The following is a 15,590-nucleotide window of genomic DNA, read 5'->3' on the forward strand; positions in this document are numbered from 1 at the left end:
AATAAAAAGTTACTTCATGACTAAATGAAATAGAAAAATAACCATTCCTCCATTATCTGGTATCTCCGTCATTCAAGAAACTCCTTTTTAGAAGAATTATAGTAACGTCTATATAATGGCATTCAATTTTCCCGTTAACTTCACATAGTGTTCGATTATTCCCATAATATACCTTTTGAAATATGATAAGCTTAAAGAAAATACTTTAAGGAGCTGGATTATGTTTAAATCAGCAGTAATAATTAGTTTTCTTCTAGTAGTTTTACTAAGTACCTATTTTCTAATGCAAAGAGAGTGGCAAAGTGCTATAACAATTTGGGCTTTTTATGGTGGTATTTTATCTATTACAGTTTACTTTTCTTTTTATCAAAAAAAGAAAAAAGTAAACTAATATCTATTCACCAATAAACATACCAATACTTGTTGGTACTGTAGATTCATCCATTATAAAATTGATGTTGTAGATGTAATACATATAAGGATGGATTATTTCAAAAATATTTAAGTCATGGTATCTTACTCAAAGGGAGTTCATTTACAAAATTTTAGAGAAAAAGTGATTCCGCTGTCTCTGGAATCACTTTTTCCGTTGTCATATAAGTTAATTTATTACGGGAAGAAATGAACATACATATAATAAACTCTATGAAAATTTAACTACTAAGATTCTATTAACATGTATTATTCTGATATTATTATTGAAAAACTATTTAATCTTCACAAAGGTACTTCTAAAAGTAAAAATGTGTAACGTTTTACTAAATCATTCACAAAAATTCCACTAAATTCATTCCTAAGATTACTATAATTAAAAACATTATATATTACTTAAAGAGGTAATCGATTTAATAGATAACGTTTTCTAATCAATTCAAAATATAGTAATGAAAAATTTTATTTTTTTGATAGATTAAAATAAAAAAGGAGTAATTGAAGATTATGGATGAGGATGTTTTTCTAAAGGATGAGGAAGCTTTTCCTTTATATAGAATACTATCTATTTCATCGGGTATGCAGTCTTTATTTATTATGTTGAATGCACGTTTTATGATAGAAAGTATCGTGAATGTAGTTGTAATATGTTTATTTTTTTTAAGTTACTTAATTATTTTTATAATAATGCCAAAAACTAAACGAAATTATCAATATATTATTTTAAGTTTTGTATTATTTGTATGTATTTCAATATTTGCTATTAAATAAAATAGCGGAGGTCAGCATTGAATAATTTGATGCTAACCTCCGCTATTTTAAATTGTTTCAGTCCAGTAAGATTTTATTAATTTTGTACGCGCTGAATCGCAGTATATATATATTGTGTCTAAGAACTCTTGTTTTATACAGAGTAATAGTACTGAACAACATCTTTTCCGTATCGTTTAGGACCTTGTGTGCATATGAAAATTTTTAATTACCTTCTGGAGGAGATGCAATGATCTTAGACTCAAAACTGAAGCTTTTGAATTCATATTTTTTAACTTAAAACGTGATTCAACACGAAAATCCCCAGTGAAACCGGGGGCATTTGTAATCAAACAAAGTGGTAATGCTTCCTATTCAGGCCGTTTAATCTGGATCTTTGTCTTTATATATTCAGTATGAGGTTTATCTCTCTTATCAACCCAGCTTACTTTTATAGAAATTTCATTTAATTTCGTAATTGCGTCTTCGAATGTCTCTTCAGGGAATAAGTTTAAACTTCTACCTGCAGAAATACCTCTTGGAGATTTAATAGATGGAGAAATTGTGAACTCCTTAGAAACTGCTTTATCTGAAAGAGATTCTTTCATTAAAATGTTCGTAATCAACAAATCGGGAGTATAAATACTTCATAAGCATTAATTGGTAATTGACCTGAGACGATGACATTTTTCATGTATGTTTTTGCTTTTGAAACTCTAACATCGATCTCTATTCTTCCCTCAGCAGACTGATAAGTTTCAGCTCCAATTTGAAAGTTTTTACTATTTGATAAGAACTCAGATGGATTTTTCTTCAAAATATCTGCCGATTCAACTTTCATGGTATCGTCACCATTTTTCTTTGTTGGAGAAGTTTGTTCTGTAGTGGTTTGTGTAGAAACAGGTTTCGATTCTAGATCTTCTATTTTTTCACAAGCTGTGAAAATTGATATAGTTAAAACTATAGCAATTAATATAATTAGTTTTTTCATTTTATGAGAACGGAATAGGCTCCCCCCTATTCCTCTCCTCCTTTTTTAGTTTTTGTCCTTTATACCAGTTTGTCCAAGCTCGATCATAAAAAGAACAATGAACCTAGTTTTTTAGTAAACGTTTACGAAATTAGCTTAACATTTTAAAAGGTAAATTTTTCTAAAACTCATTGTCTTTTTGTGAACAATTTCACATTTAATTTACAGCTGCGTTTACTCCTATTGAAACCACATGAAAATTAAACAACTATGATTCTATTAACATTCATTATTCCTATGTTTTTATTTAATCTTCACATAGGTGCATTTAAAAGTAAAAATTTGTATAGTTTTACTAAAACTTTCACAAAAATTCCACTGAAATTATTCTACAGATAACTACAATTAGAGACATTAATAAATTATTTTCATAAGAGGTGAATGTTTTGGTAGATAATCTAGTAAATTAGTTTTCTAATAAATTTTTAAAAATATATAGGAGGGAATTTTACTATTCGGTTTTTAAACTGTACAAATTACTTAATTAAAAAATAAAAATACAAATCTTGTAATTTTAAAAATAATCGGAGGTCAGTATGATTATCAAACGAAGAAATACACACAGTTTTTTATTACTATTAAGCACACTTTTTTGTGTTGGAGGACTTTCAAATGGCTTTGCTAATGCTGAGGAAATTCAAAATACATCCACCGAAGAACTACATATTTTATCTGAAGAACTAGTGAGTCCAGTTCAATTTAATACTTTAGAAAGCATAAAATTACAAAATTTAGGTTTTCTACCTGATGAAATTAATAGTATGACAGTTGGAGAATATAATGATTTCAAAGATTTATACGGATCAAATTTAACTACAGATGAAAATTATTATAAGATAACTCAAGAGATTCCTTACTCTGAGCCCTTAGTTGAAGAAATCTCAAAAAATCAAGCAATTAATGAGATTAATACAACAAAGTTAGCTCGAGGTACTTCCTCAAAAACAACCGGTTATTTAAAAATGACGACTTCTTCTTCAAAATTAAATAATGGAAATACTCTATTAAAAAACTCGTTTACGTGGCTTAAGTCCCCAAATATGAAATTAACTGATGTAGTTGCAATTACCCATTCTGCAAGTTCTGTAAAAATTCCAAATACCGATAAGTTTAGTTATAAATACACAGATGGTAAAGGGATACATTCAGTTGGAGCAACAAGTACCACAAAAAATAACAAAGGACTCGCAAAAAAATTCAAGTTAAAAGATTTGGGGATTAATGTGGCACCATATAATCACAACGGTTATCTTTCAGTTGAAGTAACTAAGGGTAATAAATATGATATAACTGCTAATGCTTATGGTCACTACACACATACTACTTTAGGTGTAACATCATCTATAGACATTAAAACAGGAAGTATAGGAGTTGGGATATATGGTACCAAAACTGATATGGAAGATACTATGATAAAATTCAATTATTAGTAAATAGAGGTTACTTAAATGAAAAATATTTTTGTTTTTGCAATCGCTTCACCTATTGTATTTTATATTTTATCATTACTACTCATTTTACTTAATTTTGATGAATTAAACTCGTTCTATATTACTCTATCTATATATTTAGGGGTAATAATTGGACTTTTATTCAAAATTTATAAAAACATAAAATAGTATACCATATCATTTATAAATAGTTTGGCGTGGTTACCCTAAATTGAGGAACGGGGTAAGTGCCTCAATGAGGGTAACATATGCCAATTCAATTAAAAATACTTCTAGTTTGGTAAAGGAGACTATGTATAGACAGCTTAATAAGAAGAAAAAAAAGAAAAGTCTTTTATTTAAATTAAGTTTAATCCTAGTAATTCTAATATCAGGTACACTTGCTTATGGATTCTATCAATATAAAAAAGGAATTCAGTTAGGACAAACGAGCAATAATAAAAAAACTATAAAATTCAATTCTACTAAAATACCTAATAAAACCAACATCCTATTGCTAGGAGAAGATGCTCGTAAAAAAGGTGGAAGCTCACGAACTGATTCAATTATGATCTTACAATACAATAATAAACACGAAACAAAGTTAGTTTCGATTATGAGAGATAATTATGTTCCAATTCCGGGATATGGAAAACACAAGATTAACGCAGCCTATTCTTTCGGAGGGGTTGAGCTTCTACGGCAAACAATTCAACAAAATTTTGAAATTGAAATTGAATATTATGCAATAATTGATTTCAAAGGTTTTGAAGAAATGATTAATGGGATTGCTCCAAACGGAATAACAATTAATGTAGAGAAACCGATGGAAAGTCATATCGGAGTCAGTCTTAAACCAGGGGTTCAACAATTAAATGGAAAAGAACTTTTAGGGTATGCAAGATTTAGACATGATGCAAAAGGTGATTTTGATCGAGTTGTTAGACAACAAAAAGTGCTGGAAGCTATTAAGTAGAGACATTGAGAATACCTATAAAAAACACTTTTACTTTTACACCAAAAAGAAATGAAAAAGCCGGTGAAGTATTGGAGTTAGATGCTGAAAAGAACAAAGAGGCTTTGGAGCTGTTTTTAAATTAATAAAAGGACGCAAAATGCGTCCTTTCTTTATAAGCTATTATTGTACTGTCTCCAACTTAGTATAGCTCAAATTCTTACCAAAAAATCCCTTCAACTCCCCAACCAGATTAGTAAACTTTTGCTTCTTTCCATCAGAAGTTAATGGTTGATCGTAGTAGCCTCTTGCTTGGTTGGATAAAGAAGGGTTAACTCGAAAAGTAAAAAAAGATTGTCCAATAAATAGACAATCTTAAACACGCTATTTAAGACTTCAGTATACTAAACTATTAATAATCGGTTCTCCAGATATTCATAGACATCAATAATAAGAAAGGTGAATTGCATGTTGATTGAGGAATATAGAAGAATAAATAATTGTGATAAAAATAAAGTTCAAATTTATGCAAACAGCTCAACTGGTGTTGTAACATTAATCATTGGTGATCGAACTATTGTTGCAAAAAATAATTCACTAGAAAGTATTATTGGCGAAGTTCGAAAACACCGTCACAATCGATTAGCTCAAAGTAGAATTCAAACAGCAAGATTTATGGAAAAATTAAACAGTATTGGTTGCAAATAGGAACAATTTTAAAACTTCAATAAGCAAAAAAGCCTGAATCCATGATTATCAAATAATCAATGCTCCAGGCTTTTATTTTATAACTTAGTATATTTTTCTACTATTTAACAGTGGCTATCTACAAGTATTTCCAATAAAATTAAAATATTGTTAGAAATGTAAACTTACAATTAGATATTGGAGGAGTATTGTGTCAAATTATAAATCACAACTGAAACGCATCGTCGAAGGATTAAAACATACAGATCCAGCGATTCGACATGATGCAATTTTTGAATTAATCGAACTATCAGAAGTAGATGACCTACAATTTAATTTATTGACTTTGGAATGGTTAGCAAAAGAAGCCGCTTATCCATATCCAACATCATTTAAGGTATGGGATGAACCTAGTTACCATCTAATCAAATTCATCTCTGATTTTGAAATACCTGAATTAACAGAGGCCTTAATAAAATATTACCCTGAATATAGTAAGGCTGCTAAAGAAGAAGTATTTCGATACATAACCTCTTTTGACGGAGAAGAGCATGAACAAGCAATCTTGGAATTAATTGAACAAGATATTCAAAACAAACAAGTTGTCTTACCATTAGATGTGCTATACGACAATCCTGGCATCATTATTAAACTATTAGAAAAACATACTGAATTATTTGAAGTGGAAGAATATAAAACTACTTTTTATCGATTGTTGTCATACTGTTTAGATAAAAATTATCTAGACCGTTTCAAAACAAAATACATCGCGCCATTGTTATTAGTGGATTATCAAAAGCAAGTAGACGAATTTCTGCTTTATCAAAATGATTATGATATTAAGTTTGTGTATGGTTCATGGAAAGAAACCTATTTACAAATCCGTTCAATTATGGCGATCTATTTATCTTTAATGGAGTATTACTTTAATGATGAGATGACACCTTTTATAAAAGAAGCAATGTCATTTACTGACCCGTTTATTCGAACTAACGCAATTATTGCGGCTCTTCAACGTGACATTGACGTACCTGAAGAACTACTGATGGACTGTGCTACAAATATAGAATCCACAGAATACTTTTATTGGGAAATACTCAGAATTCGTAAAGAACACTTATTCCCTATTAAAGAGAAAAAACAAGAATACTTCGCTAAAAGTCACTTGTTTCTTCATATCGTACAAGAACATGATTTTGTCCCTGAAACAATCGAATTAGTTAAACAGCTTGATATTGAAAACTCATATAACCAACCAATCCGATATTATTTAGCTTCCGTTTCACATGATGATCAATCCATTCCAGCTTGGGTAGGTGCTTATTCTCTCGAGGAAGAAGACGACTCGATTCATATGTGGGAAGGAACTTATTTAGAAGATGGACAGTTCAATGAGAAATCAATCGAAGAACATGTACAAGTATTTATGGACAAAAGAGAAAATGAAAAAGAAGAAGATGCTTCAATTTTATATTACGAAAGTAAGCCTAAATTAAGTAAATGGTTCTACACTTGGTACCTCTTACTAGCTGTGCGGGGATACCGAGCATTTACCACAATGGACCCAGTATACATCACTTTAACAACTTTATTTGCAGTTTTAATCGTTTCATATCAAATCTATAAAACTAAACTATTAAAAAACAAAATCGAAATCGTCGGCAATATTGTCCGATATACCGAAAAGGATGCTCACTCTCAAATTTTACTAGAAGACATAAAAAAAATAACAATTCAAAAGTCTAACATGAAAACAAGAATGCTTGATCGACGTTCCAAAGTTGTAGCCATTTACAACAAACAAAACAAAGTAGCATTAGAATTCCCATTAGAATGTGTATCTTACGATGAATTTGCAATTGTTGTAGATGAACTGACGGATCATTTAAAAGAACAACCACATATTCAGCAACAATGATTTAATAGAAACAGTAAAAAGCTTGTACCTATGATTACAAAGTAATAAATGGTACAAGCTTTTTATTTTAATATTTAATTTACTAGTGCTTCAGTTCTTTCAATTCTCCATTTTCCGTCCTTATATAGATAATAAAAATCTATGCTTCGATTAATATCTTTATTAATAGGTTCAATATCGATTTCTAATCCCCTACCTTCTACTAGGCCACTAACTTCAACATCTGCCCATCCATCCATTTTACTTGTTTGATGAATCCATACTACTTTTCCTTTTGTTTTCATTCTTTCTTCGAATAAAACTAGCGAGCGCTTCGTTAATTCAGTTTTTGTTTCATTTGTAAAATAGATTATATTTTCGATTGGCTCGTAAATATAAAGCGAAACTATTAAAAAGATCCCTAACAACCCGATTGTTCTAAGAACTGCTTGAAAAGAATACCTAACTGTTTTTTTCAAGTATTTTCCCATCAATAAAAAATAAAGAAAATATGGTAAACAGAAAACTAAAATTGGGAGTCCAACATAAAATATTGAAATAAATAACCATCCAGCAACAAATGATAGAGTTTCAGGTATCCCATAGCAAATAGCTATTCCTACAGTTAATAAAAATGGAGCATAGTACAATAATTTAATTTTCATAGTTAACCTCTAAAAATGATAAATATTGTATTGTTATAAAAACGATTGTACCATTTTGAATAAAACTTTAATTCCTTCAATAGTAGGGTATTTTATGCAGTACTATTCTTCCATATAGATAAAAAGAGCCAATTCTTTGGCTCTTACAGTGTTTAGACAAATTACAAAAAACTTGATTTTCAGACCTTAATTCACTAACTTAAAACCCAACTCTCATCGTATCAGGATGTGAACCTGCTCGACTATCTTGGTTTAATTCATCAATGTTTTCCATGTCTTCTTGTGTTAATTCAAAGTCAAAAATATTTGCGTTTTCGATGATACGGTTTTCTTTGATTGATTTTGGAATTGTTACGACATCATGTTGTAAGTCCCATCTTAAAATGACTTGTGCTACTGATTTATTATATTTATGAGCAATCTTTGTTAACACTGGTTCCTCTAGAAGCTGACCTCGTTTTAAAGGTGACCATGCTTCCATTTGGATCCCTTCATTTTTACAGAAAGCTAATAGCCCTTTTTGAGTTAAGTGTGGATGAAACTCTACTTGGTTAACCATTGGTTTAATGTCGCAGTCACTCAATAAGTCTTGTAAATGGTGAATTTGAAAGTTACTTACACCAATTGCACGGACACAACCGTCTTTGTATAATTTTTCAAGCGCCTTATAAGTATCTTTATATTTGTCAACACCAGGCCAGTGAATGAGATAAAGATCTAAATAATCTAGCCCTAATAAATTCAGACTCGTTTCGAAAGCTTGTAAAGTAGTTTCATAGCCTTGGTCTGAATTCCAAACTTTACTCGTTACAAATAATTCTTCTCGAGCAATTCCAGATTCTTTAATGGCCTGACCAACGCCTTCTTCATTTTTATAAATTGCAGCAGTATCGATGCTGATATAACCATTTCGGATTGCGGCTTTTACGGCTTCAACAACTTCTTCTCCTTCTGAAACTTTGAAAACGCCTAAGCCTAATCGTGGCATTTTTACTCCATTATGTAATGTTACTGTTTCTTTTAGATTTGTTAGAATCTTAATGACCTCCAATTTTTTATTTTATACTAACTGCAAAGTTTTTTTCGCAGCGCGTACCTTTTCCATATATTGAATTGCATGATCTGTAACTTGATCATAATCCCCTTTTTTACCAGCTGCAATTAAAGTGCCTCAATCCCCTACTGCTACGCTACCGTTTCTGATCCATTTTTCTATTATATCTAAATCTACTCCTATTTTAGGTAAATAAAAAAGGATTGAGTTCTGTGTGTTCAGAATCCAATCCTTGCTACGATTTATGTAAAAAATTCAGGGCGTGATTAATTAACTAAAAATAGAGATACCGGTATTGACATCTCCTTTGCTTAACCTAACCGAAACTCCATTTTTCTATTTTTTGTCGCCATTCCAATTGACTCATAAAAATGAATCGCATTTTGATTACTCTCCGAAACTCCCAATTCAATACTATCAACGTTCAATTCTTTCGCAAAATTAATAACAGATTGCATGAGTTTTCTTCCAATCCCCTTTTTCCTACTCGCGTCATCAACACATAAACTATTTACAAGTAAGATTTTCCTTGCATTAACAAAAGAGTTTTCGGGTATTTCTTCTTCCTTCAAAACTGCCATCCCAACTATTTCATTACCTAGAGTTGCCACTAGGATATGTTTCTTATCATCTTTTAGTTGGCTTTTGAATTCCTCTTCACCTACTGGAGTTGGGTTCTCTTTGTATAGGTCTGGTCGTTCAGAAACGTGTATATCGTGAACTTGTCTAAATAATGGTATTAATGACTGGTAGTCTTTTTGATTGGCATTTCGGATTGAAATCTCCATACATTTTCACCTCTTTGGTTGTTTTAACTTTGCAGTAATTTTCTCTAACACACAAAATTATTTATCCTCAATTACTTCCAATATATTAGCTGCCAACTTTAGTCTGATTGGTTTGATAAAACTTTTCCCTGCTCCCCAACCAATATCAAATATCCCTTCCCCATTACCTGAGGAAATGCACTTAACATACGTCTCACCACTAAAGTTATCAATAGTAACTGTCAATGTTGCTGTACTGTCGTTTCTAAAAAAGTATTTTTGAAATACTAGGATTGCAATTTCTTTCTCCTCAGCAACTTTATAATCTTGAAAAATCAAATTAGACTTTAATTCTGTGTCTTCTAAAAGAATTTGAGATACTTGAACTGGCTTTATATTTACAGTGAATTCTAAGTAATGTTTCATTTGATCCCTTTTCCTCCTTTAAATAGGGTAAACAAAAATACATCTAAATTAATTCACTTTAATTCTATCAATTATTTCTTTTTATTTTCCAAAGCAAATTATCCTATTTAATTGAATTAAATTCCATTTACTTAATAAAAAAGTTGACTAAACAGTCGATCAATACAACTGTTAGCCAACCATTCAAAGGGGTACTCCTCATTACACTTCAATTAACAATAAGAGCTTCACTAATGCTCATATTTTCCTCCCTCAATTCTCTATCGTGCTCTTCATGGTAAGAAACGATCTTCATCTTATCGTCGAAGAAACTTCCTTTCATGTTTTCTATCTCTCTTGAAGCTGTAAGGTATACCTTAATATCGTAATCGTTTAAAAGACTGTAATAATACCGCCTGGTGGGACTGGGATTGATGGTCCGGTTACTTCAATTTCTGCATCAACAAACAACGCATGGGGGAAAGTCGCACCTGCATTGTTAAAAGCCAAATCCGATATAGAGTCAAATATTCTCCCAGCTATTACTTCCACACTAAGTTGGTTTTTCTTTTCTTTGCGACCAATATCGCCCCAAAATGAAAAACGCCATATTCCGAAAGCTGGAGGAGCAGATGGACCGGTGACAACGATGAGCAGTGTATGGTGTGGGAGAACTTTTACTGTCCAGTTACCAAATGGTGGGGACGAAATTTCAGGATTTTGAACGCCAGGAGGTACTCCAGGAGGGGAAAATTCTACTAGGAAATTAGCTTTAAGTGTTTTTGAACTCGGATTTTTGAAATAGATATTGATCATATCATTGCTATCTGGCGCTTGGTTATCAACGGGCACGTGAAATACACCAGTTGTAATTGCCTTCACTATTTTATCACATCCCATCCTTCATTCTCACCACACTCTTCGGATGAACTTACTTCTAAGAAATTTTCTTCAAAGTTGTTAGTCAATTAATTTCTTCCTTTCTATTAATAATATCAATTAGGGACATCTATAAATAATATGTAAAAAGAGAAAAAACTGCTTGTACACAAATCTATTAAACTATCTTTTTTATAAGAAACCCTTTATTTGTCTTGCCAAGTGCAACATACGGGGAGCAAAATAGAGGCAATTCGTTCATTATGACTCATTTACCAATTAAGTGAATATTGAATATGCTCTAATGTAAAGTGCACCAATATCGCACTGCTTTGGCAATTGAAACGTTAACTCCTGTATAGAACTGGCAGAATTTGCCCTAAACTAACAATACAAAATCATAAATTTAAATCAGATAATGGGGTATTATGATGGAAAGATTTTTTCAATTTCATTCAAAATTGGGTCCGTTTCGCCTTTTTTCATTAGATCACTTATTAACAATCGGAATTATTTTGATTCTCGGAGTTCTTTTATTTGTCTTTAGAAAGCAGATTCAGGACTCGGGGAAAAAGCGGCTTTTTCGTTTCTCTTTAGCATTTCTCTTATTGGCTTCAGAGATTTTTTATCATATATGGCTTGTGTATGAGAATGCTTGGTCGCTTAAAACTGGATTGCCACTTGAACTTAGTGATATAACTGTCATTCTGGCAATTGTAATGCTTCTGACAAATAGCTATAGAGTGTTTCAATTCATGTATTTTGCTGGTTTGGCCAGCTCTATTCAAGCAATCATAACACCTGATCTTGGCCACTATTCGTTTCCACATTCTCGATATTTCGAGTTTTTTGTTTCTCATGGTGGAGTGGTGCTTGCCTGTTTGATTATGGTGGTGGCCAGCAAATATCGACCGACCATACCATCCATGTGGGTGACCGTTCTCATTGTTAACCTTTATGCAGCTTGCGTATTTTTCATTAATAAGTCGTTGAAAACTAACTTCATGTATCTCATGAAAAAACCCGAAAATGCTTCTCTATTAGATTATCTAGGACCTTGGCCATGGTATCTTCTATCAGCAGAATTGGTGATGATTGTGAGCTTTTACATACTGTATAGCCCGTTTTGGTTAAAAAGAAAAATAGAAAGAAAATAAACGAGGTTATTTTCATTTATCCTTTGAAGTTTTAAAGGGAAGAGGAGATTTTTTAATTTACATAAAAAAAATCATTATATTTCATCTTAGAGTATGAGATAACTACAGAAATGGCTATGTAATTATGAGTTTAATACTTCCATTTTTATTGAACAATCCTACCTACCATACTCTATTATATCTACTTAGTTCGGATAATTTAGCTTCAATATCATCAATTTTTACATTGTATATTAATGATGCTTCTACTATTCATAAGGGAAATATCACTTGTTTCAATTACTAAATCACACCGTTTTATTAATTCTTCTTTACTCCAAATTCCACAACCTAGACCAAAACCTCATTTACCAGAAAGTATTTGAATTAAATTCAAAGTTTTCAATTTAAATTATATTCAGATTTTTATTTTAATCCCGTTTTAGATAAGTTAACTATTATACCGGATCCTTTTAAATATCCTTACAAAATCATCCAAACGCCATATCCCAATTACCATTATACTGTGCTAGCCATTTTCATCTATTCCGATTTTACTTTTCAACTAGTGCATGAATTAGTTCTAAAACTATCAAACTTTTACTAGAAAGATAGATTCGTAAAAAATAGTAATAAATGTAAAAAAATGCCAATAATATAAATAGGTTTTAGCCATGTACAAGCTTATCCTATTAAGCATATTTATAAAATATGATAGTCCGATAGGGATATCATTTAATTCATATTTCGATAAAAGGGGGAAAAAGAATGTCATTCAATCTTGCAACTTTTCTTGTTGTAGTAGTGCTTTTGGTTGCATTGCTTTTAGCATCATTACTTGGTGTTAATCAAGGACCTATTTTAGATGCTATCTGTGCAACACTTGGATGCTGCTAATCAATTGCACGAAAAGTAAGGACAAGCCCTTCTATATGAAGGCAAAACACCTAGAAGATTTTTATAAATTTTAATAATCTTCTAGGTTATTTTTAGGAAAATTAAATTTTTTTCAAATTATATAAAGGTGGGCTTTTTAAATGAATAATAATAATGATTTAAATAAAGAAAGTATTATGAAACTAGCAAATAATCTTAAGGGAAATGAAACTACTATAGATATGAGTTCAATTATGAGGATGGCACAAAATCTTTTTAAAGATGATTCGCTAATGAAATCTGTACAGGATCTAGGAAAGACCAATCAGTCTAATTCAATTTCATTACCAAGATCCACTCAAAAAAAAGAAAATTTAGAGTTGCCAATGACTAGTGAGATATTGGAAAAAATATCCAATGAGCTTATCCAAATAAAATCTGAACTGGTTGAAATTAATAAAAATAATAAGAATTTAGTTATAAATTTTCAAAGAAATGATAAAAATAATAAGAAAAAATAGATTTTCTAAAAGTTTATTCTATTAATTAAAAACACTCTCAAAAAAATAAGGCACGAATTTTTTTAAATAACTCTCTGAAAAGTTATTTTTCTTACCCCAAGTATAGTATATTAAATTTTGCCTTTCTCAAAATTTAATATGAAACCCCTAGTGTTCAATTGTTTTGGAAACTAGGGGCTTATTCATTTTATCCAGGAATAATTTTAAAATTGGTATTTCGTTACTATACCTCTTTAATGAAATAAAAATAGAGCCACAAATGTGACTCAAGATCTAAAATTATTCTATTATTTGTATTTTCTTACCTTTCATAGTTCTAAAAAAGAAAAGTAAATGAAAATATAGATAGACAAAGACAGCTAAACCTGGTGAAAAAATCACCGGAATTGAAAACAAAATTAATTGTATCAAATAGTCGTATATTTGCTTTTTTGGAGGTGTTTTTTTTATAGCATAATCGATTATTAGTGTTACAGGTATCCCAATAACCAAATATGCAATAAAGTACATTAATGAAATAAACAAATACCCCATACCATTTGCATATGCAAGGTTATTTTCATTTCGAAATTCTGGAAAAATTATTATATGAGCAATATTAATTAGAAAGATCGAAACAATAATAGCTAGTAATATTTTTTTCATAATTACACCCTTCCTTAACACTTATTATAATGGATTCCTAAATGAGAGGGTGTATTTTTGTACATTGATTTAAAGAAAAATAATTAAATATATTTAGTGAAAATATCTAAAATAGTTCAAAAAAAAATCGACTTCTCAGCCGATTTTAGTTACGATTTTAAAATATTATACGTAAGGCCAATCGCACCAGAATTAAATGTTTTGTTTTCGACAAGAGTTAGGTTGCGTTTATATTCAGAGGCTTTAAATAAAGGTAGACCATTTCCTATAATAACTGGTGAAATCGTAATTTTAATTACATCAATTAAATCAAGTTCCATAAGAGCATGTGCAAACCTTGGGCTACCTAAAATAATAATATCTTTACCTGGCTGTTTTTTTATGTTTTTAATTTCTTCCTCAATATTTTCTTTTACTAATTTTGTATTATTCCATTCAGCTTTTTCAAGTGTCGTAGAAAATACAATTTTTGATGTCTCCTCAATCCATTTAGCATGTTCAATTTCATATTCTGTTGCTTCAGGGTTAGAAGGTACTGATGTCCAATAATTTTCCATCATTTGATATGTTCCTCTTCCCCATAACACGGTGTCTACTGTACTTAAAATTTCTCTAGCATGCTTTTCTAATTCTTCATTATAAGATACCCATCCAATATCCATTTCACCCTTTGGTCCTTCTACAAAGCCATCTAAAGACGAATGTAAAAATAAAATCACATTTCTCATAAAATCCTCCTATGTACTGAGTTATAGTAGTTTTCTTATTATATAAAAAAAGAATTACCAACTGTTTTATTTTTTAGAAGATATTTTTCTTCTTAAATCCTTTTCTTATATTCTACCCGATCGTTTTTATTTATTTGATTTCCTCAGCCAACTCTAAAATAATTCCTTCTGGGCCACGAACGTAGCATAACTTATAGCTTTCTTCATATTGCTGTATTTCGCTAAAAATTTCAGTGCCTTTCTTTTTCAGTTTTGCAATAATAGCTTCAATATCTTCAACAGCAAAGCAAATATGTCGGATACCTAGTGTATTCGCAAAAGGTTGTTGAATATCTCTTTCATCTGACGGCGTATAAAATTTGACTAGCTCAATCCATGCCTGACCATCTGGCATCCCCAATCCTACACATGCGGTTTTAACATCATTAAGCCCAACTATTCTGTCTAACAGTTCTCCATCCAGTTCCCATTCAGCTTTCACTTCAAGTCCAAGATCAAGAAAAAACGCTTTAGCCTCTGAAAGATCATTTACGTTTATACTCACATGATCTATTCTATTGATCGTCATATCTCATACCTCCTGCAATACATGTATTAGTTTAGGGTTTGTTTGAAATTACAATTCGCTTAAAATAGAAAATATCCTTCTTCAACAAACCTGTCGTTTTACTCAAAAAAAAAACGACTTTTCAGCCAATCGTGTTGTTTAGCTAAAGCAGTGCGTTAGTTGCAT

General features: G+C 30.8%; 19 protein-coding genes. 9 read left to right on the top strand and 10 right to left on the bottom strand.

Annotated elements, in window-relative coordinates; translation table 11 throughout:
- Window positions 1–220: 220 nt before the first annotated feature.
- Together V5E38_RS14560 and V5E38_RS14565 are read left to right on the top strand one after the other, a co-directional pair.
- Window positions 221–391 carry a hypothetical protein gene (locus V5E38_RS14560; protein ID WP_499210550.1) on the top strand — a complete coding sequence of 57 codons (171 nt, stop codon included), beginning with the start codon at window positions 221–223 and terminating at the stop codon, window positions 389–391.
- A 548-nt stretch (window positions 392–939) separates the two neighbouring features.
- Window positions 940–1,203 (top strand): hypothetical protein, encoded by a 264-nt coding sequence (locus V5E38_RS14565; RefSeq protein ID WP_499210551.1) that lies wholly within the window; start codon window positions 940–942, stop codon window positions 1,201–1,203.
- A gap of 350 nt (window positions 1,204–1,553) precedes the next feature.
- On the opposite strand, the gene V5E38_RS14570 is transcribed toward V5E38_RS14565, so the two are convergent.
- Both V5E38_RS14570 and V5E38_RS14575 read right to left on the bottom strand, forming a co-directional pair.
- The gene (locus V5E38_RS14570) at window positions 1,554–1,790 is read right to left on the bottom strand and encodes a hypothetical protein (RefSeq protein WP_499210552.1); all 237 of its coding nucleotides are present in this window, start codon (window positions 1,788–1,790) and stop codon (window positions 1,554–1,556) included.
- Window positions 1,791–1,804: 14 nt separating this feature from the next.
- Window positions 1,805–2,173, bottom strand: coding sequence for a hypothetical protein (locus V5E38_RS14575; protein WP_499210553.1), 369 nt, complete (start codon window positions 2,171–2,173; stop codon window positions 1,805–1,807).
- 575 nt (window positions 2,174–2,748) lie between these two features.
- On the opposite strand from V5E38_RS14575, the gene V5E38_RS14580 reads away from it, so the two are divergent.
- The 4 genes from V5E38_RS14580 to V5E38_RS14595 all read left to right on the top strand — a co-directional run bounded on the left by V5E38_RS14580 (window position 2,749) and on the right by V5E38_RS14595 (window position 7,202).
- Window positions 2,749–3,642, top strand: a complete 894-nt coding sequence (locus tag V5E38_RS14580) for a hypothetical protein (RefSeq protein ID WP_499210554.1) — start codon at window positions 2,749–2,751, stop codon at window positions 3,640–3,642.
- A gap of 256 nt (window positions 3,643–3,898) precedes the next feature.
- Complete coding sequence (locus V5E38_RS14585; RefSeq protein WP_499210555.1) at window positions 3,899–4,618, top strand: LCP family protein; 720 nt, start codon at window positions 3,899–3,901, stop codon at window positions 4,616–4,618.
- 447 nt (window positions 4,619–5,065) lie between these two features.
- The gene (locus tag V5E38_RS14590) at window positions 5,066–5,305 is read left to right on the top strand and encodes a hypothetical protein (protein ID WP_499210556.1); all 240 of its coding nucleotides are present in this window, start codon (window positions 5,066–5,068) and stop codon (window positions 5,303–5,305) included.
- A 190-nt stretch (window positions 5,306–5,495) separates the two neighbouring features.
- The gene (locus V5E38_RS14595; protein WP_499210557.1) at window positions 5,496–7,202 is read left to right on the top strand and encodes a hypothetical protein; all 1,707 of its coding nucleotides are present in this window, start codon (window positions 5,496–5,498) and stop codon (window positions 7,200–7,202) included.
- A 74-nt stretch (window positions 7,203–7,276) separates the two neighbouring features.
- On the opposite strand, the gene V5E38_RS14600 is transcribed toward V5E38_RS14595, so the two are convergent.
- The 5 genes from V5E38_RS14600 to V5E38_RS14620 all read right to left on the bottom strand — a co-directional run bounded on the left by V5E38_RS14600 (window position 7,277) and on the right by V5E38_RS14620 (window position 10,972).
- Window positions 7,277–7,846 carry a hypothetical protein gene (locus V5E38_RS14600; RefSeq protein WP_098426702.1) on the bottom strand — a complete coding sequence of 190 codons (570 nt, stop codon included), beginning with the start codon at window positions 7,844–7,846 and terminating at the stop codon, window positions 7,277–7,279.
- Between the two features lie 199 nt (window positions 7,847–8,045).
- Window positions 8,046–8,834, bottom strand: coding sequence for a glyoxal/methylglyoxal reductase (gene pgoN, locus V5E38_RS14605; RefSeq protein ID WP_499210558.1), 789 nt, complete (start codon window positions 8,832–8,834; stop codon window positions 8,046–8,048).
- A gap of 377 nt (window positions 8,835–9,211) precedes the next feature.
- Window positions 9,212–9,688 carry a GNAT family N-acetyltransferase gene (locus V5E38_RS14610; RefSeq protein WP_499210559.1) on the bottom strand — a complete coding sequence of 159 codons (477 nt, stop codon included), beginning with the start codon at window positions 9,686–9,688 and terminating at the stop codon, window positions 9,212–9,214.
- Between the two features lie 57 nt (window positions 9,689–9,745).
- A complete protein-coding gene (locus V5E38_RS14615) occupies window positions 9,746–10,093 on the bottom strand; it encodes a DUF6054 family protein (protein WP_499210560.1) in 348 nt (115 codons plus the stop codon).
- A gap of 372 nt (window positions 10,094–10,465) precedes the next feature.
- Complete coding sequence (locus V5E38_RS14620) at window positions 10,466–10,972, bottom strand: hypothetical protein (protein WP_335478743.1); 507 nt, start codon at window positions 10,970–10,972, stop codon at window positions 10,466–10,468.
- A 410-nt stretch (window positions 10,973–11,382) separates the two neighbouring features.
- Between V5E38_RS14620 and V5E38_RS14625 the strand changes: the two genes are divergently transcribed.
- The 3 genes from V5E38_RS14625 to V5E38_RS14635 all read left to right on the top strand — a co-directional run bounded on the left by V5E38_RS14625 (window position 11,383) and on the right by V5E38_RS14635 (window position 13,484).
- Window positions 11,383–12,108, top strand: coding sequence for a YwaF family protein (locus tag V5E38_RS14625; RefSeq protein ID WP_499210561.1), 726 nt, complete (start codon window positions 11,383–11,385; stop codon window positions 12,106–12,108).
- A 747-nt stretch (window positions 12,109–12,855) separates the two neighbouring features.
- Window positions 12,856–12,984 (top strand): hypothetical protein, encoded by a 129-nt coding sequence (locus tag V5E38_RS14630; protein WP_499210562.1) that lies wholly within the window; start codon window positions 12,856–12,858, stop codon window positions 12,982–12,984.
- Window positions 12,985–13,124: 140 nt separating this feature from the next.
- Window positions 13,125–13,484: a hypothetical protein gene (locus V5E38_RS14635; protein WP_499210563.1), complete on the top strand. Its 360-nt coding sequence runs from the start codon at window positions 13,125–13,127 to the stop codon at window positions 13,482–13,484.
- 279 nt (window positions 13,485–13,763) lie between these two features.
- Here the strand turns inward: V5E38_RS14635 and V5E38_RS14640 are convergent, their stop codons facing one another.
- The 3 genes from V5E38_RS14640 to V5E38_RS14650 form a co-directional block, all read right to left on the bottom strand.
- Window positions 13,764–14,129 carry a hypothetical protein gene (locus tag V5E38_RS14640; RefSeq protein ID WP_499210564.1) on the bottom strand — a complete coding sequence of 122 codons (366 nt, stop codon included), beginning with the start codon at window positions 14,127–14,129 and terminating at the stop codon, window positions 13,764–13,766.
- 149 nt (window positions 14,130–14,278) lie between these two features.
- Window positions 14,279–14,857 carry a dihydrofolate reductase family protein gene (locus V5E38_RS14645; RefSeq protein ID WP_335479668.1) on the bottom strand — a complete coding sequence of 193 codons (579 nt, stop codon included), beginning with the start codon at window positions 14,855–14,857 and terminating at the stop codon, window positions 14,279–14,281.
- Window positions 14,858–14,987: 130 nt separating this feature from the next.
- Window positions 14,988–15,425 carry a VOC family protein gene (locus V5E38_RS14650; protein ID WP_499210565.1) on the bottom strand — a complete coding sequence of 146 codons (438 nt, stop codon included), beginning with the start codon at window positions 15,423–15,425 and terminating at the stop codon, window positions 14,988–14,990.
- Between the last annotated feature and the right edge of the window lie 165 nt (window positions 15,426–15,590).

This window comes from Rossellomorea sp. GAMAL-10_SWC (genome assembly GCF_049568075.1).
Lineage (GTDB): Bacteria > Bacillota > Bacilli > Bacillales > Bacillaceae_G > Gottfriedia.

What these genes read in the sequence shown, in the direction of transcription:
- V5E38_RS14635 (WP_499210563.1), top strand. Translation starts at nt 13,125, where the DNA reads ATGAATAATAATAATGATTTAAATAAAGAAAGTATTATGAAACTAGCA.
- V5E38_RS14560 (WP_499210550.1), top strand. Translation starts at nt 221, where the DNA reads ATGTTTAAATCAGCAGTAATAATTAGTTTTCTTCTAGTAGTTTTACTA.
- pgoN (WP_499210558.1), bottom strand. Translation starts at nt 8,834, where the DNA reads ATGCCACGATTAGGCTTAGGCGTTTTCAAAGTTTCAGAAGGAGAAGAA.
- V5E38_RS14615 (WP_499210560.1), bottom strand. Translation starts at nt 10,093, where the DNA reads ATGAAACATTACTTAGAATTCACTGTAAATATAAAGCCAGTTCAAGTA.
- V5E38_RS14645 (WP_335479668.1), bottom strand. Translation starts at nt 14,857, where the DNA reads ATGAGAAATGTGATTTTATTTTTACATTCGTCTTTAGATGGCTTTGTA.
- V5E38_RS14585 (WP_499210555.1), top strand. Translation starts at nt 3,899, where the DNA reads ATGAGGGTAACATATGCCAATTCAATTAAAAATACTTCTAGTTTGGTA.
- V5E38_RS14640 (WP_499210564.1), bottom strand. Translation starts at nt 14,129, where the DNA reads ATGAAAAAAATATTACTAGCTATTATTGTTTCGATCTTTCTAATTAAT.
- V5E38_RS14620 (WP_335478743.1), bottom strand. Translation starts at nt 10,972, where the DNA reads ATGGGATGTGATAAAATAGTGAAGGCAATTACAACTGGTGTATTTCAC.
- V5E38_RS14570 (WP_499210552.1), bottom strand. Translation starts at nt 1,790, where the DNA reads ATGAAAGAATCTCTTTCAGATAAAGCAGTTTCTAAGGAGTTCACAATT.
- V5E38_RS14565 (WP_499210551.1), top strand. Translation starts at nt 940, where the DNA reads ATGGATGAGGATGTTTTTCTAAAGGATGAGGAAGCTTTTCCTTTATAT.
- V5E38_RS14590 (WP_499210556.1), top strand. Translation starts at nt 5,066, where the DNA reads ATGTTGATTGAGGAATATAGAAGAATAAATAATTGTGATAAAAATAAA.
- V5E38_RS14600 (WP_098426702.1), bottom strand. Translation starts at nt 7,846, where the DNA reads ATGAAAATTAAATTATTGTACTATGCTCCATTTTTATTAACTGTAGGA.
- V5E38_RS14610 (WP_499210559.1), bottom strand. Translation starts at nt 9,688, where the DNA reads ATGGAGATTTCAATCCGAAATGCCAATCAAAAAGACTACCAGTCATTA.
- V5E38_RS14630 (WP_499210562.1), top strand. Translation starts at nt 12,856, where the DNA reads ATGTCATTCAATCTTGCAACTTTTCTTGTTGTAGTAGTGCTTTTGGTT.
- V5E38_RS14625 (WP_499210561.1), top strand. Translation starts at nt 11,383, where the DNA reads ATGGAAAGATTTTTTCAATTTCATTCAAAATTGGGTCCGTTTCGCCTT.
- V5E38_RS14650 (WP_499210565.1), bottom strand. Translation starts at nt 15,425, where the DNA reads ATGACGATCAATAGAATAGATCATGTGAGTATAAACGTAAATGATCTT.
- V5E38_RS14580 (WP_499210554.1), top strand. Translation starts at nt 2,749, where the DNA reads ATGATTATCAAACGAAGAAATACACACAGTTTTTTATTACTATTAAGC.
- V5E38_RS14575 (WP_499210553.1), bottom strand. Translation starts at nt 2,173, where the DNA reads ATGAAAAAACTAATTATATTAATTGCTATAGTTTTAACTATATCAATT.